Source organism: Tessaracoccus coleopterorum (genome assembly GCF_011174705.1).
Taxonomy (GTDB): domain Bacteria; phylum Actinomycetota; class Actinomycetes; order Propionibacteriales; family Propionibacteriaceae; genus Arachnia; species Arachnia coleopterorum.
This window is the reverse complement of sequence record NZ_JAANIJ010000001.1, coordinates 1,631,618-1,656,854: the sequence shown is the minus strand read 5'-3', so window position 1 is coordinate 1,656,854 and position 25,237 is coordinate 1,631,618. Positions and strand designations below refer to the sequence as shown.

At 69.0% G+C, this 25,237-nt stretch carries 16 protein-coding genes and 12 pseudogenes; 18 read left to right on the top strand and 10 right to left on the bottom strand.

Translation table 11 applies throughout. The annotated features are described in order from the left end of the window. The first annotated feature begins 99 nt into the window (after window positions 1-99). The 4 genes and pseudogenes from G7085_RS10625 to G7085_RS32515 form a co-directional block, all read left to right on the top strand. Window positions 100-723 (top strand): ubiquitin-like domain-containing protein, encoded by a 624-nt coding sequence (locus G7085_RS10625; protein WP_197510931.1) that lies wholly within the window; start codon window positions 100-102, stop codon window positions 721-723. Then, window positions 678-941: pseudogene (locus tag G7085_RS34785) on the top strand (G5 domain-containing protein); the annotation flags it as partial. The gene G7085_RS10625 and the pseudogene G7085_RS34785, both read left to right, overlap by 46 nt. 101 nt (window positions 942-1,042) lie before the next feature. Beyond that, entirely contained in the window at window positions 1,043-1,276 is a 234-nt protein-coding gene (locus G7085_RS10615; RefSeq protein WP_197510929.1) for a transglycosylase family protein, read from the top strand. Between the two features lie 44 nt (window positions 1,277-1,320). Next, window positions 1,321-1,398 (top strand): annotated as a pseudogene (locus tag G7085_RS32515) (RNA-binding S4 domain-containing protein); the annotation flags it as partial. A gap of 325 nt (window positions 1,399-1,723) precedes the next feature. Here the strand turns inward: G7085_RS32515 and G7085_RS10605 are convergent. Then, complete coding sequence (locus tag G7085_RS10605) at window positions 1,724-3,328, bottom strand: alcohol dehydrogenase catalytic domain-containing protein (protein ID WP_197510928.1); 1,605 nt, start codon at window positions 3,326-3,328, stop codon at window positions 1,724-1,726. 117 nt (window positions 3,329-3,445) lie between these two features. Here G7085_RS10605 and G7085_RS30160 point away from each other — a divergent pair, with 117 nt between their 5' ends. The 5 genes from G7085_RS30160 to G7085_RS10580 all read left to right on the top strand — a co-directional run bounded on the left by G7085_RS30160 (window position 3,446) and on the right by G7085_RS10580 (window position 6,887). Continuing rightward, complete coding sequence (locus G7085_RS30160) at window positions 3,446-4,060, top strand: sugar-binding domain-containing protein (RefSeq protein WP_197510927.1); 615 nt, start codon at window positions 3,446-3,448, stop codon at window positions 4,058-4,060. Next, the gene (locus tag G7085_RS32510; protein WP_331715614.1) at window positions 4,015-4,329 is read left to right on the top strand and encodes a sugar-binding domain-containing protein; all 315 of its coding nucleotides are present in this window, start codon (window positions 4,015-4,017) and stop codon (window positions 4,327-4,329) included. The genes G7085_RS30160 and G7085_RS32510 overlap by 46 nt, the downstream gene beginning before the upstream one ends. A gap of 64 nt (window positions 4,330-4,393) precedes the next feature. Further along, window positions 4,394-4,960, top strand: coding sequence for a YbaK/EbsC family protein (locus G7085_RS10590; protein WP_197510925.1), 567 nt, complete (start codon window positions 4,394-4,396; stop codon window positions 4,958-4,960). A 23-nt stretch (window positions 4,961-4,983) separates the two neighbouring features. Next, on the top strand, window positions 4,984-5,457 hold the full coding sequence (idi, locus tag G7085_RS10585; RefSeq protein WP_197512850.1) for an isopentenyl-diphosphate Delta-isomerase: 474 nt from the start codon (window positions 4,984-4,986) through the stop codon (window positions 5,455-5,457). Between the two features lie 95 nt (window positions 5,458-5,552). Further along, window positions 5,553-6,887 (top strand): MFS transporter, encoded by a 1,335-nt coding sequence (locus G7085_RS10580; RefSeq protein ID WP_331715612.1) that lies wholly within the window; start codon window positions 5,553-5,555, stop codon window positions 6,885-6,887. On the opposite strand, the gene G7085_RS10575 is transcribed toward G7085_RS10580, so the two are convergent. Beyond that, window positions 6,841-7,905, bottom strand: a complete 1,065-nt coding sequence (locus G7085_RS10575) for a phosphorylase family protein (protein WP_197510924.1) — start codon at window positions 7,903-7,905, stop codon at window positions 6,841-6,843. The two genes, G7085_RS10580 and G7085_RS10575, sit on opposite strands and share 47 nt — an antisense overlap. Window positions 7,906-8,090: 185 nt before the next feature. Between G7085_RS10575 and G7085_RS10570 the strand changes: the two genes are divergently transcribed. After that, window positions 8,091-8,264 (top strand): DUF5652 family protein, encoded by a 174-nt coding sequence (locus G7085_RS10570; protein ID WP_197510923.1) that lies wholly within the window; start codon window positions 8,091-8,093, stop codon window positions 8,262-8,264. 15 nt (window positions 8,265-8,279) lie between these two features. Here the strand turns inward: G7085_RS10570 and G7085_RS25540 are convergent. Next, window positions 8,280-9,133 (bottom strand): annotated as a pseudogene (locus tag G7085_RS25540) (sensor histidine kinase). A 573-nt stretch (window positions 9,134-9,706) separates the two neighbouring features. Next, window positions 9,707-10,384 (bottom strand): annotated as a pseudogene (locus tag G7085_RS10560) (response regulator transcription factor); the annotation flags it as partial. Between the two features lie 117 nt (window positions 10,385-10,501). Here G7085_RS10560 and G7085_RS10555 point away from each other — a divergent pair. From G7085_RS10555 to arr, 3 genes and pseudogenes are all read left to right on the top strand, one after another. Continuing rightward, a complete protein-coding gene (locus G7085_RS10555; RefSeq protein ID WP_331715611.1) occupies window positions 10,502-10,987 on the top strand; it encodes an arsenate reductase/protein-tyrosine-phosphatase family protein in 486 nt (161 codons plus the stop codon). Window positions 10,988-11,014: 27 nt separating this feature from the next. Beyond that, window positions 11,015-12,011 (top strand): annotated as a pseudogene (argF, locus tag G7085_RS10550) (ornithine carbamoyltransferase). A gap of 40 nt (window positions 12,012-12,051) precedes the next feature. Then, complete coding sequence (gene arr, locus G7085_RS10545) at window positions 12,052-12,432, top strand: NAD(+)--rifampin ADP-ribosyltransferase (RefSeq protein WP_197512848.1); 381 nt, start codon at window positions 12,052-12,054, stop codon at window positions 12,430-12,432. Between the two features lie 431 nt (window positions 12,433-12,863). On the opposite strand, the gene G7085_RS10540 is transcribed toward arr, so the two are convergent. The 6 genes and pseudogenes from G7085_RS10540 to G7085_RS10510 all read right to left on the bottom strand — a co-directional run bounded on the left by G7085_RS10540 (window position 12,864) and on the right by G7085_RS10510 (window position 20,235). Next, window positions 12,864-13,613 carry an ATP-binding protein gene (locus G7085_RS10540; protein WP_197510922.1) on the bottom strand — a complete coding sequence of 250 codons (750 nt, stop codon included), beginning with the start codon at window positions 13,611-13,613 and terminating at the stop codon, window positions 12,864-12,866. Beyond that, window positions 13,610-15,167: pseudogene (gene istA, locus G7085_RS10535) on the bottom strand (IS21 family transposase). Before istA ends, G7085_RS10540 begins: the two are co-directional and overlap by 4 nt. A 908-nt stretch (window positions 15,168-16,075) precedes the next feature. After that, window positions 16,076-17,505: pseudogene (locus tag G7085_RS25535) on the bottom strand (DUF222 domain-containing protein). A 271-nt stretch (window positions 17,506-17,776) separates the two neighbouring features. Next, window positions 17,777-17,938, bottom strand: coding sequence for a hypothetical protein (locus G7085_RS10520; protein ID WP_197510921.1), 162 nt, complete (start codon window positions 17,936-17,938; stop codon window positions 17,777-17,779). Then, the gene (locus G7085_RS25530) at window positions 17,893-19,086 is read right to left on the bottom strand and encodes a 5'-nucleotidase C-terminal domain-containing protein (RefSeq protein ID WP_231979413.1); all 1,194 of its coding nucleotides are present in this window, start codon (window positions 19,084-19,086) and stop codon (window positions 17,893-17,895) included. The genes G7085_RS10520 and G7085_RS25530 overlap by 46 nt, the downstream gene beginning before the upstream one ends. Window positions 19,087-19,614: 528 nt before the next feature. Next, window positions 19,615-20,235 carry a bifunctional metallophosphatase/5'-nucleotidase gene (locus tag G7085_RS10510; protein ID WP_197510920.1) on the bottom strand — a complete coding sequence of 207 codons (621 nt, stop codon included), beginning with the start codon at window positions 20,233-20,235 and terminating at the stop codon, window positions 19,615-19,617. A 307-nt stretch (window positions 20,236-20,542) separates the two neighbouring features. Here G7085_RS10510 and G7085_RS34775 point away from each other — a divergent pair. The 5 pseudogenes from G7085_RS34775 to G7085_RS30150 all read left to right on the top strand — a co-directional run bounded on the left by G7085_RS34775 (window position 20,543) and on the right by G7085_RS30150 (window position 25,227). Next, window positions 20,543-21,610 (top strand): annotated as a pseudogene (locus G7085_RS34775) (thiamine pyrophosphate-dependent dehydrogenase E1 component subunit alpha). Continuing rightward, window positions 21,607-22,582: pseudogene (locus G7085_RS10500) on the top strand (alpha-ketoacid dehydrogenase subunit beta). The pseudogenes G7085_RS34775 and G7085_RS10500 overlap by 4 nt, the downstream one beginning before the upstream one ends. A 107-nt stretch (window positions 22,583-22,689) precedes the next feature. Then, window positions 22,690-22,788: pseudogene (locus tag G7085_RS34770) on the top strand (biotin/lipoyl-containing protein); the annotation flags it as partial. 323 nt (window positions 22,789-23,111) lie between these two features. Next, a pseudogene (locus G7085_RS10495) lies at window positions 23,112-24,154 on the top strand (dihydrolipoamide acetyltransferase family protein). 39 nt (window positions 24,155-24,193) lie between these two features. Further along, window positions 24,194-25,227, top strand: a pseudogene (locus G7085_RS30150) (serine hydrolase domain-containing protein). The last annotated feature ends 10 nt before the right edge of the window (window positions 25,228-25,237 follow it).

Sequence of the window (25,237 nt, the reverse complement as noted above, 5' to 3'; positions counted from 1 at the left end):
TACCGGTGGGGTCGGACCGTGCGGCCGGTGCCCTGCGATGCGACAGTGACAAGGCCCCATCGGTAGTCTTGGCGCCGATCGAGCCACCATGGGAGAAGCATGAGCACACCACGCCGCATGGCCGACGACGCGTCGATCCGGATCGACGAGGTCACCGAGCTGGCCTCCCCGAAGCGTTCCGCGCCGCGCGGCAGGCGCCCCGGCGTCGCGGTCACAGGGGTGGCCATCTCGCTGGCGCTGCTGCTCGGGCTCGGCGGCGTCGGGGTGGCCGCCGCGCACAAATCTGTGACCCTCGAGGCGGACGGACGGCTCCTCAGCACCGGCACGTTCACCGGCGATGTGTCGGAGCTCCTGGCGGAGCAGGGCATCGAGTTGGGCGAACACGACGAGGTGAGCCCGGCCCTCGACGCGCGGCTGGCCGACGGCAGCACCGTCCGCATCGACCGGGCGCGGGCCGTCGACGTCGTCCTCGACAGCGAGCACACGATCCTCTGGACCACCGAGGACCATGCGGGTGCCGCACTCGCGAAGGCGGCGGGTGGCCGCGACATGGCCATGACGGTCTCCCGGTCGCAGGGCCGTGCCGAGATCGACCTGCCGCTGGCGGGGAGATCAGCATCGTCCACGTCGACGGTGCCTCGACCGCCTCGCTCGAGGGCCCGACGCCGCTGCAGTCGGTGCTCGACGATCAGGACCTCAGCCTCGGCGACGCCGACGAACTGACCGTGGCCGTCGGGGAGGACGGTGCCACCGTCCTCACGATCGTGCGCTGGGCCACCACACAGGTCACCGAGTCCGAGGCGGTCGCCCACGGCGCCAGCCAGGTCAAGAGCGGAAAGTACAGGTCCGGCACCACGCAGGTGACCACCCAGGGCATCGACGGACGCATCGACCGCCTCTTCGAGGTCACCACCCGCGACGGCGTGGAGACGCAGCGGAAGCTGCTCTCGGAGACGGTAGCGGTTGAGGCCGTGGACGAGGTGACCACGGTGGGGACGAAGGTGGAGAAGGCGGAGGACACCGCGTCGGCCATCGGTGGGGCGTGTGGGCCAGGCTCGCGCAGTGCGAGTCCGGCGGCAACCCGCGCATCGTCAGCAGCAACGGGCTCTACCACGGCCTCTACCAGTTCACCGTGTCCACCTGGCGCTCCGTCGGAGGCTCCGGGCTGCCCTCGCGGGCCTCCGCGGCCGAGCAGACGAAGCGGGCGAAGATGCTGCAGGCCAAGGCCGGTTGGGGCCAGTGGCCCGCCTGCTCGCGGAGGCTCGGTCTCCGCTGACCCCGCAGCCCCATGGCGGGGACCGGCTCGCCTAAGCTGGGGCGATGGCGCGACTGGATTCCTGGCTGTGGGCCGTGCGGATGTACAAGACCCGTTCGATGGCCACCGCCGCTGTGCGCGGTGGCCATGTCCGCGTCGACGACAAGCTCGCCAAGGCCGCGCAGCCCGTCGTCACCGGCCAGAAGGTGCGGGTGCGCAAGGAGCAGGACGAGAGGCTGATCGAGGTCGTCGATCCGACGCTCGACAAGCGCGTCGGTGCCCCGCTCGCCCAGGCCGCCTACATCGACCGGACGCCTGAGAAGCCCGCCCCGATCCCGGAGATGGTGGGAGGGTCGCGGTGCGCGACCGGGGCGCAGGGCGCCCCACCAAGCGTGACCGCCGGGCCATCGAGAAGCTGCGGGCCCGGGAATGAAGACGGTGTGCCTCCCGCGGAGGCACACCGTGCGGTCAGCCGAGCAGGGCCTGCTCGGCCTCCTTGGTCCAGATCCCGTCCTTCAGCTTCGCCGCGACGTGCGGAAGCTTCTCCGGCATGTCGACGAGCCTGGTCAGCGGGAGGTCGTGGAGCTGCGGGTAGACCATGATCTTGCCGCCGGAGGTGCGGTTGATCACCGAGTCGATCGCGTCGCGGAACCCGGCCATGCCGGTGACGGCGTCGAGCGAGATGTGGGTGTCGATGATGCCCTTCTCGATCTTGTCGAGCACGGTGCGCATGTCGGAGACATCGGAGCCCGAGGTGCCGAGCATGAAGATGCGGCGCTCGATGATGCCCTGCAGGTCGAACTCGCCGAGCGTGCCGGCCGGGATCCCCGCGAAGGCGTTGAGGATCGAGTCCTCGGCGGCAAGGTCGACGGCCTGCGACACGACCGCCGGCACCGGAACCATGCACGAGATGTGCGTGTAGCCGGGCTGCAGCTCGGTGGTGCCCGAGTTGATGTAGCTGACGGCGACGCCCCGGTCGGCGGCGGCCGGGGCCACCGTCTCGGCGAGGTGCCGCAGGCGGTCGTCGTTCAGGTCGGTGCCGGTCACGGTGATGCCGGGCACGCCCGACGTGACGGCGCGCATCGTGTGCATGAGGCCCATCGGGCCCGCGGCGCCCATGATGGCGATGTTGTCGCCCGCACGGAGGTCGCCGTTGGCGGGGATCCAGGCGTAGCCGTCGGCCGGGCTGTCACCGGTGGTGCCGACGAAGCGGATGAAGTCGTAGTGCACGCGGCCGATGTCCAGCGACACCCTCCGGTCGATGGCGGCGCCACCGAGCACCACGCAGAACACCGAGCGGGTGCCCAGCAGGGCCGCAAGCGACTCGATCGTGGCCGCGTCGGCGCCGTAGTAGACGATGTCGTCGAACGTGCGCCCCTCCATCGAGGCGATGTCGGCCGCCGGGATGGTGACGATCTCGCCGGGGGCGTGGGCGGCGGTCAGGTCGGCCAGCCCGGTGGCCTCGCCGTCGGTGACGACCAGCAGGGTGCCGTCATCCTTGACGTGGTTGCGCTCGGCCCAGGCGTAGGAGCCCTCGACGGTGGCCCAGGGCTCGATGAGGCCGACGGCAGCGGCGGACGGGCCGTCGGAGACGTGGATCAGGAATTCCTCGCCGGACGGCGACACGACGCAGCGCTCGTCGATGACGACGTACTCCTGCAGCGCGCCCTCGAAGTTGTAGCCGAACGCGCCGTTCGACTTGGGCGTGCGGAGGTGCTTCCAGTCGGCCTGCACGAGGACGCGGTCGCCGACCTTGAAGTGCGTCACCTTGTCGCCCGCGGCGACGATGCGGCCAACCGGCTCGTGGCCCGGCACCGTCGGGAGCGACCCGGGCTTGTAGCCGGGGATCTCGGCGAGCGCCTCGGCGGAGATGCCCTCGACCACCTCCGCCTTGCGTGGGTGGGAGTCGAACGCGTGCAGAAGCTTGGTGTCGCTGAAGCAGATGCCGCACGACTCGACCTGGAGCAGCATCTGGTGCGGGCCGACCGGGTCGACCGGCTTGGCGTCGTTGACGACGATCTCATCGACGCCGACGATCTGGATGGCGTGCTGGAGGGCGGGGATCTGGCTCACCGGAGGCCTTTCTCTGGAGTCTTTCCACCAAGATAGGCAACGGGGCCGTCCCGGAAAGGGGCGGCGGCCCAACTGGGCATATGCTCACGGACACAACACGTCTGAGGAGGACACACGATGGTGCTCAACCCGGCCCCGAACGACATCGACATGGTCGTGCGGGCCGCGTGGCTCTACTACGAGGACGGCCTCACCCAGGCGCAGATCGCCACCCGGCTGTTCGTGTCGCGCCAGACGGTCGGCAGGCTGCTGGAGAGCGCCCGACAGCAGGGCATCGTCCGCATCGAGCTCGACTCCCAGTACCTGGCCGCCATGCAGCTCGCCACCCGGCTGCGTGACCGCCTCGGCCTCCGTGACGCCGTCGTCGTGCCCACCGCACAGGGCCGGATGTCCCGGGAGCGGACCAACGAGCGGGTGGCCGCCGCGCTCGCCGCGTTCGTCCGGCGCCACCTGCACCCCGGCGCCGTGGTCGGCGTCAGCTGGGGCGATTCGGTGGCCCGGTCGCTGTCGATGCTGCCGGAGGAGAACCTCGACGGCGTGCAGATCGTGGCCACCGCGGGCGCCCTGACCGCCATCGACGAGGTGCTCACCCGCAGCCCGCACGTGCTCCAGCGGCTGCGGACCCTGCCCGCCCCACTGCTCGTGTCCACCCGGAGGTGGCCGAGGCGATCCGTGGGGAGGACGCGGTGCGCGAAGTGCTCGACCTTGCCCGCTCCGCCGCAGTCACCCTGACGGGCATGGGCTCGGCGACCCCCGGCTGCTCCGCCGTCCAGTTCGGTGTCACCACCGACGCCGAGGTGGCCGGATTCGCGGCCCGCGGCGCCGTCGGCGACATCATGGGCGAGTGGTTCGACGTCGAGGGCAACGTCGTCGAGACCAACTGGTCGCGCCGCCGGATCGGCCTCGGCCTCGAGGAGCTCCGCGAACTGAGCAACGTGGTCGCAGTCGCGGGGGTCTCGAGAAGGTCGACGCGATCCGCGGCGCGGTGGCGGGTCGCCTGATCGATGCCCTCGTCACCGATGAGCCGACGGCGACCGCGCTGCTGGAGCGCGTAGCCTGATCCCCATGCCATCTGCCGAGGGAACCCTGGACTGGAAGCCGCTGCGCGAGAACCCGGAGCTGGTCGCCCCACCCGTGGCGGCCGCGGCGGGCCACGTGCCCGGTGCGCGGGTCGCCGCGATCGACGCGACGCTCGCCGATACCGCCGCCTTCTGCGAGGCCTACGACGTCGCGCAGGAGGCCTCCGCCAACTGCGTGGTCGTGTTCGGCCGCCGCGGCGACGAGAGCGTGCACGCCGCCGTCATGGTGCTCGCCACCGACAGGGCCGACGTGAACAAGGTGGTGCGCAGGGAACTCGGGATGCGCAAGATGTCGTTCGCCGACCAGCCGACGGCCGAGGAACTCACCGGCATGACCCAGGGCGGCATCACGCCGGTGGGCCTGCCCGCCCACTGGCCCATCCTTGTCGACGAGGCCGTAGCCGCGGCAGGCCCGGTCGTTATCGGCGGGGGCGTGCGCGGCTCGAAGCTCCTGGTCGACGGCGCCGAACTCGCGACGCTGCCCAACGCGCGCGTGCTGAAGCTGACCGTCGACGCGCAGCCGGAACGTGCACAAACCCGGGTGCCCGGCTAGGGTCCGGGCATGACCGACCTGGGATCCGGCCAGCACGTGGTGCTCGTCGACGACGCGAACGTGGTGCTTGGCACCGCCCCAAGTCCACCGTCCACACCGACGCGACGCCGCTGCACCGTGCCTTCTCCTGCCACGTGCGCGGCAGCGACGGCCGCTGGCTCCTGTCGCGGCGCGCCGTGTCGAAGCTCACCTGGCCGGGCGTGTGGACCAACGCCTTCTGCGGGCACCCGGACCTCGGTGAGGAGCCGACTGCAACCATCGCCCGCCATGGCCTCGCCGAGCTCGGCATCACCGTCGACGCGTCGCGGCTCACGCTCGCGCTGCCCGACTTCCGTTACCGCGCCGTCGACGACTCGGGCGTCGTCGAGAACGAGATCTGCCCCGTGTGGATCCTCGACGCCGATGTCGCTCCCGAGCCCAACCCGAAGAGGTCGCCTCGTTCCGTTGGGTCACGACCGCCGACCTGGACGCGCTGGTCGACAACACGCCGTTCCTGATCAGCCCCTGGTCTGTCCTGCAGTGGACGGCACTGCGTGAGGCGGGCCACACCGCGGAGTAACGTGTCGGCCGTGATCGACCGGTCGGGTACCAGGTGAGCCTCGCGCGGAGGCTGCGCGGGATGATCGCCGACATCCGGCCGCTGAGCGAACCACACTTCCGGCGCCTGTGGACGGCCAACATCGTCACCGTCATCGGCGCCCAGTTGACGGTGGTGGCGGTGCCGGCGCAGATCTACGCGATCACGGGGTCGTCCGGCATGGTGGGCCTGACGGGCGTGTTCGGGCTCGTGCCTCTCATCGTCTTCGGGCTCTGGGGTGGGGCGCTGGCCGACCACGTCGACCGCCGCAGGCTCCTCGAGATCACCACCCTCGGGCTGGTGGCCACCTCAGCGTTGTTCTGGCTCCAGGCGTTCCTCGGCCTCGGCAACGTGTGGCTGCTGCTCGCACTCTTCTCGCTCCAGCAGGCATTCTTCGCCGTCAACCAGCCGACCCGGGTGGCGATCCTGCCCAAGCTGATCCCGCTGCGGCAGCTACCCGCCGCGAACGCGCTCAACATGACGGTGATGTCGGCAGGTGCGATCGCCGGGCCGCTCGTCGGCGGTGCGCTGATCCCGGTGCTCGGCTACTCCTGGCTGTACCTGATCGACACCTTCACGCTGCTCGCGACGCTGTACGCGGTCTACCGGCTGCCCCGCTGCCCGTTGAGCGGCGCTCCGGCAGCCCGGGGCTGCGCTCGGTGGTGGAGGGGCTGCGGTATCTCGCGGGCACCGGATCCTGCTGCTCAGCTTCCTGGTCGACCTGATCGCCATGGTGTTCGGCATGTCCCGCGCGCTCTATCCCGAGATCGCGCACGTCGCGTTCGGCGGGCCCGACGAGGGCGGGCTCGAGTTCGCGCTGTTGTATGCCGCGATGCCGTTGGGCGCGGTGCTCGGCGGCGTGTTCAGTGGCTGGGTGACGAGGGTGCGGTTGCAGGGCGCTGCGGTGCTGGTGGCCATCTGCGTGTGGGGCGCGGCGATGGCCCTCTTCGGCCTCTTCGTCGGGCTGGCCCCGTCCACCGTGACGCTGATGCTCGGCGCCTCGCTCGCCATGTTGATCGTGGGCGGCGCCGCGGACATGGTGTCCGCAGCCTTCCGGCAGACCATCCTGCTCTCCGCGGCAGACGACGATGTCCGGGCCGGCTGCAGGGCGTGTTCATCGTCGTGGTGGCGGGCGGGCCCGCATCGCCGATGCCGCGCACGGTGCGGCCTCGGAGCTGGTCGGCCCGGCCTGGGCCAGCGGTGGTGGGGGACTGCTCGTGCTGGTCGGCATCGCCGTCGTCGCGGTCGCGTTCCCCGCGTTCAGAAACTACCGCGCCTGACCGAGGGCCAGCCGTCGATGGGCTCAGCCGTCGATCTCAGCGCGGCGGCGCTCCACGATCGCCTCGATGACCGCGTCGGGCAGCGGCTGCCCGGGCCGCACCCGGATCGTGCCCTTGGCGTGGTCGATCCCCTCCAGCAGTTCGGAGATGTCCTCGACGATCCGGCCGCTGAACGGGTAGATGCCGAAGTGCTGCCGCGCGCGCATCACAGACAGCAGCGGCTTGCCCCGGTAGGTGAGGGCAGGCATCCCGTAGCCGAGGCCCTGCTCAGCCTGCGGCACGACCCGTTGTGCCACGTCGTAGGCGCCTCGGACGACCTCCGCGTCCGCGTCGGGGAGACCCGCGAGGTACTCGTCAATGGTTCCCATGCGACGATCCTGCCACCCGGCCGGGCAGGTGTCAGGGGGTTTCGAGACGCAACGCGGCGGAGGCGGCCACAGACAGGAGCCGGTCGCGCACGTCGTGGTTGTCCTGCCATCCGCGCTCGTCCCACACCTCGCCGGTGAGGTCATCGCCGCAGTAGAGCACCTGGGCCAGGCGGACACCCTGAACTCGGCGACCGCGGCCACGGACGCGGCCTCCATCTCGACGGTGACGCAGTCCTCGGCGACCCGGGCGGCGATCCTGTCTGCCGTCTCCCGGTACAGGCCGTCGGTGGTCCAGGTGCGGCCCTCGTCGAACGGCACGCCTGCCTCCGTCAGGGTGCGGCGCAGCGTGCTGACGGCGTGGTTGTCGGCCTCCACGGTGCGCGACGGTGGGAGGTAGTGGTGGGAGGCGCCCTCGTCCCGCAGCGAGGACGTGACCAGCACGGCATGCCCGGCGGTGAACTCGGGCCGCAGGGCGCCTGCTCCGCCGCAGGCGATGAACGAACGGCAGCCCAGCGCGATCAGCTCTTCCAGCAGGGCCGCCGAGGGCGCCCCTCCCACCGGCATCGGCGCGAGCGCCACCGTGCGGGAGTCGTGCTCGATCGCGTAGACGGGCCGCGGTCCATCCTCCCAGCGGAGCTGGACGATCCGCCGTCCGAAGGTGGTCTCGACCATCCGGTCGGCCGCGTCCCGGAACCAGGTGAGGACGCAGGCCTTCGGCATGTCCCCACGGGGACGGATCAGCGCGCCGGGCTCGATGAACGCGCGGGTCGTCGGGTCGAATTCGAGCAGAGGACTTGGTTGATGTGCGGACATATGCCCGAGGCTACGCTGGAGGGAGGAGGAAAGACGATGAAGTCCAACAAAGTCCGGTTCGAGAACCTACCCAAGCCCGTGAGGGGCGCCCTGTGGATCGGGGCGTCCTCGACGCTGTGCTCCGCGCCTACGCCCTCGTCGACGTCGCCCGGCGCGACCAGAGCACGATCAACGGCCCCAAGGAGGTCTGGGTCCCGGCGCTCACGCTCGTGAATTCCGTGGGGATCCTGCCCACCGCCTATCTGCTGTGGGGGCGCAAGCGCTAGCCCGATCGGGGACTCCTACTCGTACGCCTCGGCGGGAATCTCCAGGATCGGCACCCGGAACGTGAACTTCGCGCCCGCGCCCGGCTCGTTGCCAGCCTTCACGGAGCCGCCGTGCACCTCCGCGGTGTGGGCGACGATCGCGAGCCCGAGGCCGGTGCCGGGGTGTTGCGCGCCTTGTCGGAGCGGTAGAAGCGGTCGAACACAAGGGGAAGGTCGTCCTCTTCGATGCCCGGGCCATGGTCGATGATGGTGAGCTCGCCGGCCTCGAGGTGGACGCGGATCACACCGTCCGGCGGGGAGAACTTCACCGCGTTGTCGAGCAGGTTCGTGATGGCCCGCTCCAGGGTGGCGGGATCGCCCATGATCGGCGTCGGCTCAAGGCTCGCGTCGAACTCGATGCCCGGGCCGCGCCTGCGGGCGCGCTCGATGGCGGAGATGGTGATGTCGGCGAGGTCGACCATCTCGTGTGGACGCTGGAGGTGGTCGTCCCGGGTCAGCGCCACGAGGTCGCCGACCAGCGCGGAGAACTCGCCGAGCTGGGCGGCCACGTCGCCGAGCACCTCGGAGCGGGCGCCTTCCGGCAGCATGCCGGTGGTGTCGTCGGCCACCAGCAGCTCGATGTTGGTGCGCATCGAGGTCAGCGGCGTGCGCAGTTCGTGGCCGGCGTCTGCGATCAGTTGGCGCTGCTGCTCGCGCGACTGCTGCAGCGAGCGGAGCATCGTGTTGAACGACTGGGTCAGCTCGCCGAGGTCATCGCGGCCGTAGATGCGGATCGGGTTCAGTTCGTCGGTCTGCGTCACGGACTTCACGGCCTGCGACAGCCGCCGCACCGGGGCGAGGACGGCGCGGCCGGTCCACAGCGCCGCCATCGTCGCGGTGATGACGCCGAGCGCCCCGGCGATCAGCAGCACGATCCACAGGGTGCCGAGCGTGGTCTCGAGGCTCGTCATGGGGCGGGCGAACATCACCGCCACAGGGGTGCCGTCGTTCAGGCGGAGCGGCACGGCGACCACGCGGTAGGTGAGGGCGTCGGTGAAGAGGGTGCGGGCCGAGGAGCCCGTCTGCAGCCGCGCGATCGAGATCTCGGAGGCGGTCGCCGGGATGTCGCGGCTCTGGCCGGGAAGCTGCTCGACGGAGGCGTCCGCACCTACCACGGCAAGCAGCCCGTTGGATGCGACCAGCAACCCTGGGTGAGCCGGCCACTGTCGGAGTACTCACCCGCAACCGACGAGGTCGTGCTCTGGGCGACCTCGATCAGTTCACGGTCAAGCTGATCCTGGAGCGACCAGCGCGTCACCGTGAAGGTGGTGGCGCCCACCACGATCACCGAGATGGCGACGCTGGCGCCGGTCAGGAGCGCCAGGCGCCACTGGAGTGACTGGCCGCTGACCAGCCGACCGATGGCACGTTGGATCCTGATCCACCAGCTGGAGATCACGGGGCGTTTCGCGCAGGACATACCCGATGCCCCTCACGGTGTGGATCAGGCGCGCGCGACCGCCTGCCTCGGTCTTCCGCCGCAGGTACCCGATGTAGACCTCGAGCGAGTTGGCGGTGGTCGGGAACTCGAAGCCCCACACCTCGTTGAGGAGCGTGTTGCGTTCCATCACGCGGCGCGGGTTCTCCATGAACACCTGCAGCAGCGCGAACTCGGTGCGGGTGAGCGAGATGTGCTGGCCGGCCCGGGTCACCTCGCGGTGCTGGGTGTCGAGCGTGACGTCCTGGAACGTCAGCACCCGCGACTCGGCCTCCGCGGCCGGCTTCGCCCGCCGCGTGAGCGCGCGGAGCCGCGCCAGCAGCTCATCGAGCGCGAAGGGCTTGACCATGTAGTCGTCGGCGCCGGCGTCGAGGCCGTCGACGCGGTCGCCCACCGCGTCACGGGCGGTGAGGATCAGGATCGGGATGTCGTTGCCGCCGTCACGCAGCATTCGGGTGGTCTCCAGGCCGTCGAGGCGGGGCATCATGACGTCCATGATGATCGCGTCGGGGGAGTAGCTGACGAGCTTGGCCAGGGCCTCCACGCCGTCGCCCGCCGTCTGCACCTCGTCGCCGGAATAGGTCAGGGAACGCGCGAGCGAGTCGCGCACGGCCTGATCGTCGTCCACCACCAGGATCTGCATGTGGGCCCACCCTTCGTCCGGTACCTGCCGGAATCCTACCCGGGTCGTCGGACGGATCCCGCTTCCCGGTCCGCGTGCCCGGGATTAGGGTGGGGCGATGTCGAAGCTGGTGTTCGTGTGCTGGGGCAACATCTGTCGTTCCCGATGGCGGAGCGGGTCGCGATCCGGGAGGCGCGGGAGCGCGGGATCGACCTGGAGGTGGAGAGCTTCGGTATCTCCGCGGAGGAGGCGGGCAACCCCATCGACCGGCGCGCGGCGCGTACCCTCACGGCCCACGGTTACGACGCCTCCGGCCATCAGGCCCGCAGGGTGACCGCGGACGACCTGCTCGGGGCCGACCTGGTGGTTGCGGTTGAGCCCTTCCAGGTCGAGCGGTTGCTGCGCTCGGCGCCCGGTGCAAGGGTCGCGCTCCTGAACGACTTCAACCCGCGTAAACCGAAGGGTGAGGCGCTGGTGGACCCTGGTACGGCGATCAGGCCGGCTTCGAGGAGACCCTCGAGGACGTCGAGGCGGCCATGCCCGGCATCCTCGATGCGGTCGGCGGGTGAGGCCCGGTCCGGGGTTGGACCCCTCGGGGGCCGCGCCGCGGGCCGATTATCCTGAGGGCTTCCAGACCCGAAAGGCGCGACGATGACCCTGCTCGGACGCAGCTTCCTCAAGGAACTCGACTTCACGGCTGACGAGTGGCGCTCGCTGCTCGACCTGGCCGCCGACCTGAAAGCCGCCCGGCGTGAGGGGCGTGAGGTCCGTCGGCTCGAGGGCCGTCAGGTCGTGCTGCTCTTCGAGAAGACGTCGACGCGCACCCGCTGCGCCTTCGAGGTGGCGATGGCCGATCAGGGTGGCACCACCACCTACCTGGATCCGGCAGGTTCGCAGATCGGCCACAAGGAGTCCGCGGCCGACACGGCCCGCGTCCTCGGCCGCTGGTACGACGGCATCGAGTACCGCGGGCAGGGCAGGGCATTGTCGAGACCCTCGCCGAGCATGCCGGAGTGCCCGTCTACAACGGGCTCACCGACGATTGGCACCCGACGCAGATGCTCGCCGACCAGTTGACGATGCTCGAGCACAGCGGCAAGCCGCTGAGCGGGATCGCCTTCGCGTTTCTGGGTGACGCCCGCAACAATGTGGGGAACTCGCTGCTGATCTCCGGCGCCATGATGGGCATGGATGTGCGGATGGTCGCTCCCCCTCGCAGCAGAACGCGCCCGAGATCGTCGAAGAGGCACGACGGCTGGCCGCCACGACCGGGGCCCGGATCACCATCACCGACGACGTCGCCGAGGGTGTGCGGGGCGTTGATTTCGTCTACACCGATGTGTGGGTGTCGCTCGGCGAACCGAAGGAGGTGTGGGCCGAACGGATCGAACTGCTGCGGCCCTACCAGGTCAACGCGGAGCTGATGGCGGCCACGGGCAACCCTGACGCGAAGTTCATGCACTGCCTGCCTGCCTTCCACGACCTGGCCACGGCGGTGGGTCGCGATCTCCACGAGCAGTTCGGCATCGAGGGTGTCGAGGTGACCGACGAGGTGTTCGAGTCGCCGGCGAGCATCGTGTTCGACCAGGCCGAGAACAGGATGCACACCATCAAGGCGGTGCTGGTCGCGACGCTGGCGGCATCGTGACCCGGCCGACCCCTTCGAGGCGCACCCCTCCGGAGCGTTCCTGCACGGCACCAAGGCGGATCTGGTCGTGGGTGACCTGCTGGTCGCCGGGTGGCGGTCGAACTTCGGTGGCGGTCGGAGCGCCAACCACGTCTACTTCACGCGGACGCTCGACGCGGCGGCCTGGGGTGCGGAACTGGCCGACGGGGACGGGGTGCAGCGCATCTACGTCGTCGAGCCGACAGGCGCGTATGAGGACGACCCGAACGTCACGGACAAGCGGTTTCCGGGGAACCCGACGCAGTCCTACCGCTCGGCCGACCCGGTCCGCGTCGTGGGTGAGTTGATGGACTGGGAGGGGCACAGTGCCGAGCAGATCCTCGGCATGCGCGAGTCTCTCGCCGAGTTGGCCCGCCGCGGCGAGGACGTCATCGACGACTGACCCGCTCCCGCCGACCGACCCGCCCGCCGACCGACCCGCCCCGCCGACCGACCCGCCCCGCTCCGCTCCCGTCGGCCTTGATTCCGCCGGACCTCGGAAAAATGGGCCAGTGGCCGGTTCTGGTCGGTCCTGCTGAAAATAGTGACCACTACCCCTGCTTCCCTCCTTGGTGGCGTCGCGGCAGACGGAGGATCCCCGTCTGGGGCGTCGGCCAGGGTTGCGCGGTGGTTGGGGTTCTTGGCAGCAACGGGGATGGTTCTGCGTGCGCCGGGTCTGGGCTGCCGGGCCTCGGAAGAATGGGCCAGTTGAGTATTTGGAGTCGTGAGCGCCACTGATTATTGCGGTTGAGGGCCAGTCGATATTCACTCTCAGGGCCACCGGTATTGCCGGTGAGCGCCACCCCGGTCGGCGCGACGCTCACCGGCCCGGGTTCAGCCGGCCGCGGCGGCGGTGTGCTCGCGCATGTTGACGTCGCCGGTCTCGATCCAGAGGGTGTTGTGGACGATGCGGTCCATGATCGCGTCGGCGTGGACCCCGCCGCCGAGGCGCTGGTGCCAGTCCTTCTTCGCGTACTGGGTGCAGAACACCGTCGAGGTCGCGTCGTAACGGCGTTCGAGGAGCTCGAGCAGCATGAACCGGACGTCGTCGGTGGGCGGGTCGAGCAGCCATTCGTCGATCACGAGGAGCGTGAACGTGGAGTACTTCCGCAACCACTTCTCCCGACCGGCGGGCTTGTCTTTCGCCGCGGTCCAGGTCTCTTCGAGGTCGGGCATGCGGATGTAGTGCGCCCGGTAGCGGTGCTGACACGCCTGCTTCGCCAGCGCCGACCCGAGATAGCTCTTCCCGGACCCGGTGAAGCCTTGGAACACGACGTTCATGTGCCTCTGGATGAACTGGCAGGTCCCGAGCTGCGCGATCACGCCTCTGTCGAGCCCGCGTTGTTCGAGCATGTCGACGCGGCGGAGGTCCGCGTTCGGGTAGCGGAGCCCGGCGCGGCGGATGAGGCCTTCGACTTTGGAGTGGGTGAACGCGGCGTGGGCGTCGTCGACGGCGAGCTTGATCCGCTCCTCGAACACCAGCCCCATCGTGAGGCCCTCGTCTTGGATGTCGAGCGCGTCGACGAGGGCGGGGACGCCCATCTCTCGCAGCTTCCGCTTCGTCTCGGAGTCGAGCCGGCTCATCGGGTGCCTCCTGCGTAGTAGTCGGCGCCGCGGACGTAGCCGGCGGGTTCCTCGTCGGCTGGTTCGAACCATGGGCCTCTGCCGCGTTGGTCCTGATTCGAGTCGAGGATCGGCCGCAGGTGCGCATACCTGGGTGATCGGACTCGGGCATCGAGTGCGATGCCGGCGGCGGCTTCGACCCGGGTGGCGGAATAGCGGCGGGTCAACCTGAGCACTGCCAGCGCAGCTCCCAGCCCCTGCTCGTCGACGGGGACGGACTCGAAGATCCGGTTCACGATCGTGGTGGTGTTCTCCCCGATCCGAGCGGCCCACTCCCGTGCCCGTTGCGGGTCCATCTGCTGGTAGCGGGGCCCGTCGGGCAGATCCGAGTCGTGCGTCCGGTACTCGTTGACCACCCCGGCTGGGGCGAGGAGATGGCTGGTGAGCCGCTGATCGCCGGCGAACACCTCGAGGGTGGTGTCGGTGATGCGCAGGTCGACGGACCGGCCGATGTTCTCGTAAGGGACCGAGTAGAAGTTCCTCTCGAACACCACATGTCCGTTCTTCTGGACCTTGCGGCCGTAGAGCCACTGCGAGATCTCGAACGGAACCTGCGGGAGCGGCCGCAGCAGCGGCTTCTCCTCACCCTCGAACACCGAAAGCCTCGACCCGGCGCGTTTCTGAAACGGCTTCGCGTTGTAAGCGGCGACGCGTTCGTAGACCGCGGCCCGCAACTCCGGCAGCGTCGCGAAGGTGCGGTCGCGGAGAGCCGCGATCACCACCGTCGCAACGTTCCCGACCGTGCCCTCGACACTCGGCTTGTCCTTCGGCTTCTTCACCCGTCCCGGCAGCACCGCCGCCGAATAGTGCGCCGCGAGCTCCCGATACGCGTCGTTCAGCACCACCTCGCCCTCGGCAGGGTGCTTGATCACACCCGCCTTCAGGTTATCCGGGACGATCCGGGGACACTGCCGCCGAACCAGTCGAACATCGCCGTGTTCGCGCGCAGCCAGGTGTCCTGCTTCATATCCAGCGTCGGCTCGACGAACGAGTAGCGGGAGAACGGCAGCGTCGCGACGAACAGGTAGACCCTCGTCGCCTGCCCGGTGACCGGGTCGCTGAGCTGCATAGTCTTGCCCGACCAGTCGACCTCGACCGTCTGCCCGGCCTTGTGACCGACCCGCGATGCCGCCCCGATCACCAGCACATGACGCTGGTAGGTCTTGCAGAACCGGTCGTAGCCCATCGCCGTCTCGCCCTTGGCCCGGCAGGCATCGACGTACTCGCCATGCAGCAGCTTCAACGTCACCCGACCCTCGCGAGCTCCCGATGTACCTTGTCCCAGTCCGGCTGCGCGTGAACACTCTCGTGCTCACCACGCCCGGGGAACAGCCGCGCATACACGTCCGCCTCGTCGAGCTCCGCGACGTCGTCCCAGCCGACGCCCTCCCGGTCGGCGGCGTCGAGCACCGCCGACACCGAGTGCCGAGACATACCCTGCGCCGCGATCTGCCGACCCGTGAGCCCCTCCGCGCGAAGCCTCAACACCAGCTTCGCCTTGATCCTGCGTACCATCCGAACTACTCCTTCTGCCGCGTGATCAGCCACGCGGCAGAAGGAGCCTAGGAAGGTGGCGCCGAACCCGAATACCCGGTGGCGCTCAACGACGCGAACGCGCCCACGAGCAGGTGGCGCTCAACCGCAATACTCGTGGCGCTCAGAGAAGCGAATATTCAGCCAGTGGCCGGTTCTGGTCGGTCCTGCTGAAAATAGTGGCCACTGCCCTCTACCGGGCTCTCGGAAAAATGGGCCAGTAGCCGATTCTGGTCGGTCCTGCTGAAAAAAGTGACCACTACCCCGCTCCTTGGTGGCGTCGCGGCAGACGGGGATCCCCCGTCTGGGTCGTCGGCCAGGGTTGCGCGGTGGTTGGGGTTCCTGGCAGCAACGGGGATGGTTCTGCGCGCGCCGGGTCTGGGCTGCCGGGCCTCGGAAAAATGGGCCAGTAGCCGATTCTGGTCGGTCTGCCTGGAAAAGGTGCCCACTGACTTGCCCTCCTCCTGTCGGGCCTCCTGGAAAAATGGGCCAGTAGCCGGTTCTGGTCGGTCCTGCTGAGATAGTGACCACTACCCCGCTCCTTTGCTGCGTCGAGGCGGACGGGGGTGCTCTGTTCAGGCGTCGGTCAGGGCCGTGCGGTGGTTGGGGTTCCTGGCAGCAACGGGGATGGTTCTGCGCGCGCCGGGTCTGGGCTGCCGGGCTCGGAAAAATGGGCCAGTAGCCGATTCTGGTCGGTCTGCCTGGAAAAGGTGCCCACTGACTTGCCCGTCCTCCTGCCGGGCCTCCTGGAGAAATGGGCCAGTGGCCGATTCTGGTCGGTCCTGCTGAAAATAGTGGCCACTGCCCCGGCTGCTTCGCGGGGACCGGATGGGGTGATGCGGACGACGCGGTCACGGCCGGCTCCGGTCGGTGGATGCCTTCCCGGATGTTCAGCTGGGCCGGGGCGCACCGTCCGACCCGCCGATGGGGCGGGTCAGACGGTCAGGGGCAGGGTGCCGTGGCCGGGATCGGGGAGCGTGTCGGGTCGAGCCGTTCCGGGGGAAGGAACTCGGGCATCGCGTGCTGATTGATCCGGACTTCCCACCGCTCCCGGGCAGAGTCCCGCCCAGAGGTTCGGGTTCCGTCTGGAGGTCTGCCTGGCGGGTGGTGCATCCGGGGTGGCTCGACCAGTTTGTGGTGCTTCGGACACAGCAGGACGAGATTGCCGAGGGTGGTGGCACCTCCTGCCCACCACGGAACCATGTGGTGGCCTCACACTCATGGTCGGCGGCGTCGCAGCCGGGGAACGCGCAGCCGCGGTCACGGATGCTGAGCGCGAGGCGCATCTCATCGGACACCAGCCGCCGCGTCCGGCCCAGATCGAGTACCTCAGAGGCGGTGCCCAGGACGACGGGGGTGAGGTCAGCGTCGCAGCACAGGCGCCGCAACTCACCTGCGCTGATCTTCTGCCCGACGGCAGCACTCCTGCCTGCTCAACGCGACGCCGCAGGGTCTCTTCGTCGAGGTGGACCACGACCCGGGCCCGGTCCTGCGCCACCCGCACACCCGAGGTGTCATGTCCGCGGATGATCGCCATGAACGCGTCCGCCGCCCGCTGCTCCGGAGTCACCTCAGGCCGCCCCACATCGGCTCCGCGTCGATCGTCACGGGTGGCGCGCTTGACGGCTTCGACCCTGGCTTCGACCAGGCGGACCAGTTCGGCGCCGTCGACGGCGGGGACCTGGCCGGAGAAATGGAGCGACCCGTCGTCGTAGTGGTACCGGAACGCCCGGTTCCGTTCCGCGCGTCGCTGCTGCGCCTCCAACCGCACCTGCTCCCGCTGCGCCGCATCAGCCTCCGACTCGACCGGGTCTGCGACGTCGAGCGCCTCACTGGCGAGGCGCTTCAACGAGTTGGTGTCGAGGTTGGCGGCCTTCGCGACCAGGAACTCCGCCGCCCTGCCCTGCTGCTCCACACTCAACCGGGACGGTAGATCGTCGAGCATCGCCGTGATACACGCCGCCTGCCTGGTCGAGACCGTCCCGTCCACCGCGGCCTTGCCGACCTCCGGGTGTGCGGCAAGGTCATGGCCGGCGAAGATGATCCCGGTCGCCTCGCCCTTCGTGGCCCGTCGGGTCGACTTCAGCCACACAGCCATCGTCAACCCGGTCGCCGTTTCGGCGACCCGTCGCTTGTCGGCGTCGGAGATGGCCAGGGAGCGGGTGGCGAGCAGTCGGTCGATCAGGGTGTTGAGCTGGGCCAACTGCTCCAACTCGTGTTCCGGTGTTCCGGACGTCTGGGGGGAGTTCCAGAGGTGGAGGCCCTGTTCCAGCCGCGCGATTGCCTCATCGCGGGTGTTCGGGAACGGGCCGTCCAACATGTTCCGATTCTACCCCGTTCGATACATTTCGGAACCACCCTGGGGTACCTTTTTCGGGGATTTACTGAGGTTTGGCTATGGGTGTTGTCCGTGTCTGTGTGGGTGTTGTCCGTTTCAAACGATCCCGTGAGCCGTGATGAGTCGAAACAGTTTGAATATGTCCTGAGCGGCCCGAGTGGGCGCCGACCGCCTCCTCCGGCGGCCCATCAGGGGTGACGACATGGAGGGGGCTGGACGCCGCCGGCGTCCAGCCCCTCGCGTCAGGCGATGCTCAGGAGAACAGCACGATGTTGTTCAGCACATACTTCTGAACGTTGCGGTAGCCGCCACCCGGCGCGGGCTCGATCACCCACGTCTTGATGAAGCTGCGGCACGCGTTGCGACCCGTCAGGGCCGTGTCGCACTCGGTGCGCCAGTTGCGACCGTTGACCACGTGGTTGCCTGGCGTGCCGAGCGGGTTGCCCACCCACAGGGACCGCTTCGAGGCAGGTACGTCATGTTGTTGAACGCGAAGTCGTTGACCTTGACGAACCTGCCGTCGATGTAGCGGATCTGGGTGGCCCAGATCTCTGTGCGGCAGCGCGTGGTCTGCGAGTACGGCTCGCAGGAGGTGACCCAGAGGCGCCCATTGACACGGTGCACGCCGGGAGTGGTGTACAGCGTCTGGGGACCGGCGGCGGGGTCGGCGTCGGGGTCGGGGTCGGCGTGGGCTTCGGCTTGGCCGTGGTCTCCACCTTGATGGGGAAGTGGATCGTGGTGCCGGACTCGAGCACCTTGAACTCCAGCGTGTAGTTGCCGCTCAGGATGCTGGTGCCCTCGGGCAGCCACACGGAGATGGTGCCCGCGCCGTTGGTCACCTTGCCGGAACCGACTTGGACTCCGTCGAGGTAGGCCCGGATCTGCCGGTTGGCGAGCTTCGGGAGACCTTGTCGCCCGTCTCGAGGTACATGTCGAGGGTCTGCGGAGCGACGCCGTCGGCCTTGACCTGGCCGAACGAGAAGACAAGGTCGTCGCCCCCTCGACGAGTGTGCCGTCGGCGAGCTTCGCCGAGACGCCCCGCTTGGTGTAGTCGGGGCTGAGTGGGCTGGAGTCGGCCACCCAGTTGACCCATGCCTCAAGGTCGGCGCGGCCGGTGTCCTTCGTGTTGGTGCCCTTGGCGAGCTCCCAGAAGTTGTCGCCGCCCGCGATCAGGAACGACCCGGAGCCGACGGTGTACTTCGCGGCGGGGTCGATCGGCTTGCCGTTGACCATGATCGACGTGATCCGCGAGCCCTCTTCGAGGGTCTCGTCGTAGGTATAGGTCACGTTGTCTGAGAGGCCGAGCTGGAGGAATGGACGCGACGGAACCTTGCCCTCCTGGTCACGCTGCCACTGCTGCTCGAGGACGGTCTTGAACTGCGCGCCGGTGATCTCGGTGGTGAACAGCGAGTTGGCGAACGGCAGCGTCATGGCAGCCTCGCGGTAGGTGATGTCGCCCGCGTTGAAGCTGTCTCGGGTGCCGCCGGGGTTCTGCAGGCCGATGAAGTTCGGGTTGCCGTTGCTGAGCGTGTCGTAGAACATCTGGGCGACGGCGTTGCTCATCGGCGACTCCTGGTCGCGGGTGCCCGAGCCGCCGGTGCCGGGGTCGAGATCGCCTTGGTCGCCTCGCCGACGACCTCCCTGCCGAGCTCGTCGGCGACGCCGAACGCCACCTCGGCGATGTCATTGATGGCCGCGATGGCTGGGAATGACTCGTCGGGGTCTTGGGCGACTCGGTCACGGCAGGGGTCGCGGAACAGACGCCCTTGGTGATCGAGTCGACGACCAGATCGATCCTGCCCATGTTGGCCGCGTAGGAGCCGGTCTGGATGATCGGGACCTTGCTGGTCGACTCGTAGATGTACTTCTGGTGCGTGTGGCCGTTGAAGATCGCGGTGACGCGCGGGTCGACGTCGCGGAAGATCTCGTCGAATGCGGCGCTGTCTGCGGCGTTCTGCGCGGCCGTGAGGGCCCCGTTGGCTGCGCCCTCGTGGAACGAGGCGATGACGACATCGGCCTCGCCATTGGCCGTGTCTCCGTCGAGGAGCGCCTTCGTGACGCGGTTCACGGCCGCGGCGGGGTCGCCGAACCTCAGGCCTGCGACGCCGGCGGGGAGACGAGGGAGGGCACGTCGGCGGTGACGACACCGACCACCGCGATCTTCACGCCGGCCTTCTCGAAGATCTCGTATTCCTTCAGGGGTGCAGGCACGGTCGTGCCGGTGCCCTTGTATACGTTGGCGCCGAGGTAGCCGAACTCGGAGTCTGCGGCCACGCGGCCGGACAGGTCGCTCCAGCCCTTGTCGAACTCGTGGTTGCCGACGGTCGACACGTCGAGACCCGCAGCGTTGAGGATGTCGAGGGTCGGGAGGTCGTCGGTGATCATCGACACGAACGTGGAAGCGCCGATGTTGTCGCCTGAGGAGATCAGCAGGACGTTGTCCTCGCCCTGGGTGTCGCGGGCCTGCTCGACCGGCGTGAACAGTCGGCCCGCCAGGTACGCGGTCGGGTCCGTCACGGGTTTCGAGTCGTCGATGACGCGCCCGTGGAAGTCGTTGATGCCGAAGACGGACACCGTCTCCGTGGGGTTGGTCGCGACGCACTGTTTGACGTCGGCGGTGGCGGTGGTGGCGCCGGTGGTGATCGCCAGGCCGCTTGCCACCAATGCGGTGGCGGCGAGGCCCGCCGTCAACCGCGAGGTGTGTGTGGTCATCTCTCTCCAATGGTCGATTGACGTATGAGATCTGCCGCAGGACGGCAGAAATCCTGCCCCCTGCCGCTGGGTTCCACACTCTAGGCACACAAGGTGGTCGGCAAGCTGGAAAGGGCGAATCCACCGAGTTGTCACCGAAGGGTCACCGGTCGTTCACGGTCCCGGCCGTTTGTCGGCTTCCCACAATCCCGGGGGTCAGGTTGGTGGATCGCCATCTCCGGGCCGCCCGATCCGTAAGCTACGCTGGCGTAAGTTACGGTTTCGTAGGTTGTCGAAAGGGGTCCGCGTGCGCGGTCAGAGCCACGACATGGTTCAGCTCCTCACCCCTGAGGGGAACGGGTCAGTCACGATGCGTTCGAGTTCGTCGGCACCACCGAGGACCTTGTCGGCTACCTGCGTGACATGATCCTCGCCCGCCGCTTCGACGCAGAGGCCACCGCGCTGCAGCGCCACGGCGAGCTCGGGCTCTGGACGCCGCTGCTCGGCCAGGAGGCTGCGCAGGTCGGCTCCGGGCGTGCGCTGCGCGAGGGGACGTCGTGTTCCCGTCGTACCGCGAGCACGCCGTCGCCATGGTGCTCGGGGTGCCGTTCACCAATCTGCTCGCCCTGTTCCGCGGCTCGGACGGCGGCGACTGGCAGCGGCTCGAGACCTTCAAGAACTACCAGATCGTGATCGGCTGCCAGACGCTCCACGCGACCGGCTACGCGATGGGCCTCCAGTTGGACGGTGCCGTCGGGAACGACAACGACGCCGAGAATTCCGCAGTGGTCGTCTACCACGGTGACGGCGCCGCGAGCCAGGGCGACGTCAACGAGGCCTACGTGTTCGCCGCCTCCTACAACGCCCCGGTCGTGTTCTTCTGCCAGAACAACCAGTGGGCCATCTCCGAACCGATCGCCCTGCAGTCGCGTATCCCGCTTTTCGAGCGTGCCCGAGGCTTCGGTTTCCCCGGCGTCCAGGTGGACGGCAACGATGTGCTCGCCGTGAAGGCCGTCACCGACTGGGCCCTCCAGCGCGCCAGATCGGGGGAGGGCCCTGCTTCATCGAGGCCTATACCTACCGGATGGGGGCGCACACCACATCGGACGATCCCACCAAGTACCGCGCGTCCTCCGATGAGGAGGCCTGGCGTGGCCGCGACCCGATCCTGCGCCTGACGCGGTACCTGCGGGCCGAGGGCGCCGTCGACGACGCATGGTTCGCGGCCGTCGAGGAGGAGGCGAAGCAGTTGGGTGTGGAGATCCGCGCGGCCATCCCTGAGCTGGAGGACACCACGATGGACCGGCTGTTCGAGACGGTTTACGCCGAGCCGACCGTTGCGCTCGAGTCCCAGCGTCGCGAGTTCGCCGAGTACCTCGAGGGGGAGGAAGCATGAGCGAGACGCTCACCATGGCGAAGGCCCTCAACCGGGGCTGCGCCGCGCGCTGCAGGCCGACCCGAAGGTGCTGCTCGCCGGCGAGGACATCGGCAAGCTCGGCGGCGTGTTCCGCATCACCGAGGGGCTGCAGGCCGAGTTCGGCGAGAACCGCGTCGTCGATTCGCCGCTGGCGGAGTCGGGCATCATCGGCACCGCCGTCGGGCTCTGCATGCGCGGCTACCGGCCGGTCGTGGAGATCCAGTTCGACGGGTTCGTGTTCCCCGGCTTCTCGCAGATCGTCACCCAGGTCGCCAAGTTCCACATGCGCACCGGCGGCCAGACCCCGATGCCGATGGTGATCCGCATCCCGTTCGGCGGCGGCATCGGCGCGGTCGAACACCACTCCGAGTCGCCCGAGGCCTACTTCGCGCACACCCCGGGGCTCAAGGTCGTCGCGTGCTCCAACCCGAACGACGCCTACTGGATGATGCAGCAGGCGATCCAGTCCGACGATCCCGTCGTCTTCCTCGAGCCGAAGCGCCGCTACCACGTCAAGGGCGAGGTGAACTTCACCGCGAAGCCGCAGCCGATGCATCAGGCGGCCATCACCCGCTACGGCACCGACGCAACCCTGTTCTGCTACGGCCCATGGTCAAGACGTGCCTCGACGCGGCCGCCGTCGCTGAGGAGGAGGGCACCTCGCTCGAGGTGGTCGACCTGCGCACCATCAGCCCCATCGACTGGGTGACGGTGATCTCGTCGGTGCGCCGCACGAAGCGGGCGATCATCGTGCATGAGGCGCCGAAGACCCTCGGCGTGGGTGCGGAGATCGCGGCGAAGCTGCACGAGGACCTGTTCTACGTGATGGAGTCGCCAGTGCAGCGCGTGGCGGGCTTCGACATGCCATACCCGCCTGCAAGGGTCGAGGAGCAGTACCTGCCCTCGGTCGACCGGATCCTCGACGCCGTCGACCGGTCTCTTGCGTACTGAGGAGCCTGACATGGAGCCGATGATGAAGGGAGCGCTCGCGTGAAGCGCCAGTTTCTGCTGCCCGACCCCGGTGAGGGCTTCTCGAGGCCGAACTCGTCGCCTGGCGGGTGACCGAGGGCCAGACGATCGAGGTCAACGACATTCTCGTCGAGATCGAGACGGCCAAGTCGCTCGTCGAGCTTCCCTCGCCGTACGCGGGCACAGTCACCGCGCTGCTGGTGCCCGAGGGCACCACCGTCGAGGTGGGCGCGCCCATCGTCGAGATCGATGACGGCAGCGACCCGGCCGAGGACGAGCCGGAGCCGAACCTGGTGGGCTACGGGGCGAGCGATGCGACGCCGTCACGTCGACGCCGTCGGACCCGCCCGGCGGAGGAGTCGCGGGCCGCGTCGGAGGCGCTGTCCGCGGCCTATGAACCGCACGAGCCGGGGCGCCGCACCGACGAGGTGCATCCCACCACCACCATCACCGCCCAGCCCGAGGGCGATCCGCTGCCGACCCGGGCCGCGCGCCCGCCGAGTCGCAGTTGGTGCTCGCCTCGGAGGCCGGGTCGGTCAAGGCGAAGCCGCCGGTGCGCAAGTACGCGAAGGATCTCGGCGTCGACCTCGCCGGGATCGTCGGCACCGGCCCCGACGGGTCGATCACCCGACGTGACGTCGAGGCCGCCGCCGCGTTCCGCTTCCTGTCGGAGCAGCCGCGCGAGGGCCGGATCATCAACGACAGCGCCACCTTCCAGGCCGGTGGCGGTTTCTCCGCCGGTGACGGGGGTCAGCCCGGTCCGTCCTTCTCCGACTCGGGCATGGGTGGCTCCGCGTTCGGTGGCCCGACCGAGGGGCTCGGCGGGTTCGACCCGTTTGAGGGCCGCGCCGAGCGACGGGTGCCCATCAAGGGCGTGCGGAAACTGACGGCCGAGAACATGGTGCGCTCGGTGAACACGCACGTGCACGTCACCGAATGGACCACCGTCGACGTCACCGGGACGATGGAGTTCGTGGAGCGACTCAAGGAACGCCGCGAGTTCGCGGGCCTCCGGGTGTCACCCCTGCTGATCTACGCGAAGGCCATCTGTCTCGCGCTCGGCCGCAACCCCGACCTGAACACCTCGTGGGACGAGGAGCGTCAGGAGATCGTCTACTACCGTGACGTGAACCTCGGCATCGCGGCCGCCACCCGCGTGGCCTGATGGTGCCCAACATCAAGGCGGCGCAGCGGCTCGGCCTGCTGGAGCTGTGCCAGACCATCAACCGGCTTGTGCAGGTGTCCCGCGAGGGCAAGCTGCGGCCCGGCGACTACGCGCACGGCACCTTCACCATCACCAACGTCGGCGTCTTCGGTATCGACGCGGGCACGCCCATCATCAACGGCGACGAGTCGGCCATCTTCTGCATGGGCGCCATCCAGCGCCGGCCGTGGGTGGTCGGCGAGGGCGCGGACGAGCGGGTCGAGCCGCGCTGGGTCACCACGCTCGCCGTCGCGTTCGACCACCGGATCATCGACGGCGAGCAGGGGTCGCGCTTCCTGCACGACGTAGCGTCGATCCTCGCCGAGCCCGCGATGGCGCTGCTGTACTGACCCGCGCCCGCGGGCACCGGTGGATCGTGGGGCGGTGTCATGATGTGTGTCATGCTCACGCTCGATGCCGCCGCCCTTGATGCCGCCGCGCGCGAGCGCTCGTTCTCGGGCGTCGTCACCGTCGATGTCGCCGACCGGCGCGTGTTCGAGCGCTGCTACGGCCTGGCCCACCGCGGGTACGGGGTGCCCGTCACGGCCGCCATGCAGTTCGGCCTTGCCAGCGGAAGCAAGGCGTTCACCGCCCTTGCGATCCTCCGGCTCGTCGAGGACGGCAGCCTGAGGCTCGATGAGCCGGTGCGTGGGATCCTCGGCGGGGACCTCCCACTGATCGATGATGCCGTGACCATCGAGCAGCTGCTCAGGCACACGTCGGGATCGGCGACTACCTGGATGAGGACGGCGAGTGGGAGGTCGACGACTACGTCTTCACCCTCCCGGTGCACACCCTCACCACCGCGGAGGCATTTCTGCCTGCGCTCGACGGCTTCCCGCAGAAGTTCGAGCCCGGGAGTGCCTTCTCGTACTGCAACGGTGGGTACATGGTGCTCGCGATCGTCCTCGAACGCATCACCGGACAGGCCTTCCACGAGGTCATTCAGCGTTCGGTGTTCGCACCCGCGGCCCTCACCGAGACCGCGTATCTGCGGATGGATGACCTCCCAGGCTCGGCGGCCACGGGCTACCTCTTCGAAGAGGGGGACGCCGTCAACGCCCTCCGACTGCCGGTCCTCGGTAACGGCGACGGCGGAGCCTTCAGCACCGCCGCCGACCTCCACCGGTTCTGGGAAGCGCTCCACTCCGGGCGGATCGTGTCGCCTCCCACCGTGGCCGCGATGCGGACGCCCCCGGCCGACGGATCAGAGCCCCGCAACGCCTACGGCCTCGGGCTCTGGCTGCATGCGACAGGCGCCGCCACGATGATCGAGGGCTACGACGCGGGCGTCTCCTTCTGCTCCACCCACATACCGGCCGCGGCCACCACGGTGAGCGTGCTCGGAAACAGCTCACCGGGCGCCTGGCCGGTGATCGGTGTCACCTCGGAGGCCGTCGACGCCCTGCTCACCATCAGGTGAGGCCCGACGC

Coding starts and splice junctions, on each gene's coding strand:
- G7085_RS10625 (WP_197510931.1), top strand. CDS start 100: ATGAGCACACCACGCCGCATGGCCGACGACGCGTCGATCCGGATCGAC.
- G7085_RS30160 (WP_197510927.1), top strand. CDS start 3,446: ATGGTGCTCAACCCGGCCCCGAACGACATCGACATGGTCGTGCGGGCC.
- G7085_RS10590 (WP_197510925.1), top strand. CDS start 4,394: ATGCCATCTGCCGAGGGAACCCTGGACTGGAAGCCGCTGCGCGAGAAC.
- G7085_RS10575 (WP_197510924.1), bottom strand. CDS start 7,905: ATGCCGAAGGCCTGCGTCCTCACCTGGTTCCGGGACGCGGCCGACCGG.
- G7085_RS10540 (WP_197510922.1), bottom strand. CDS start 13,613: ATGAGCCGGCTCGACTCCGAGACGAAGCGGAAGCTGCGAGAGATGGGC.
- G7085_RS25530 (WP_231979413.1), bottom strand. CDS start 19,086: ATGAGCAACGCCGTCGCCCAGATGTTCTACGACACGCTCAGCAACGGC.
- G7085_RS10510 (WP_197510920.1), bottom strand. CDS start 20,235: ATGACCACACACACCTCGCGGTTGACGGCGGGCCTCGCCGCCACCGCA.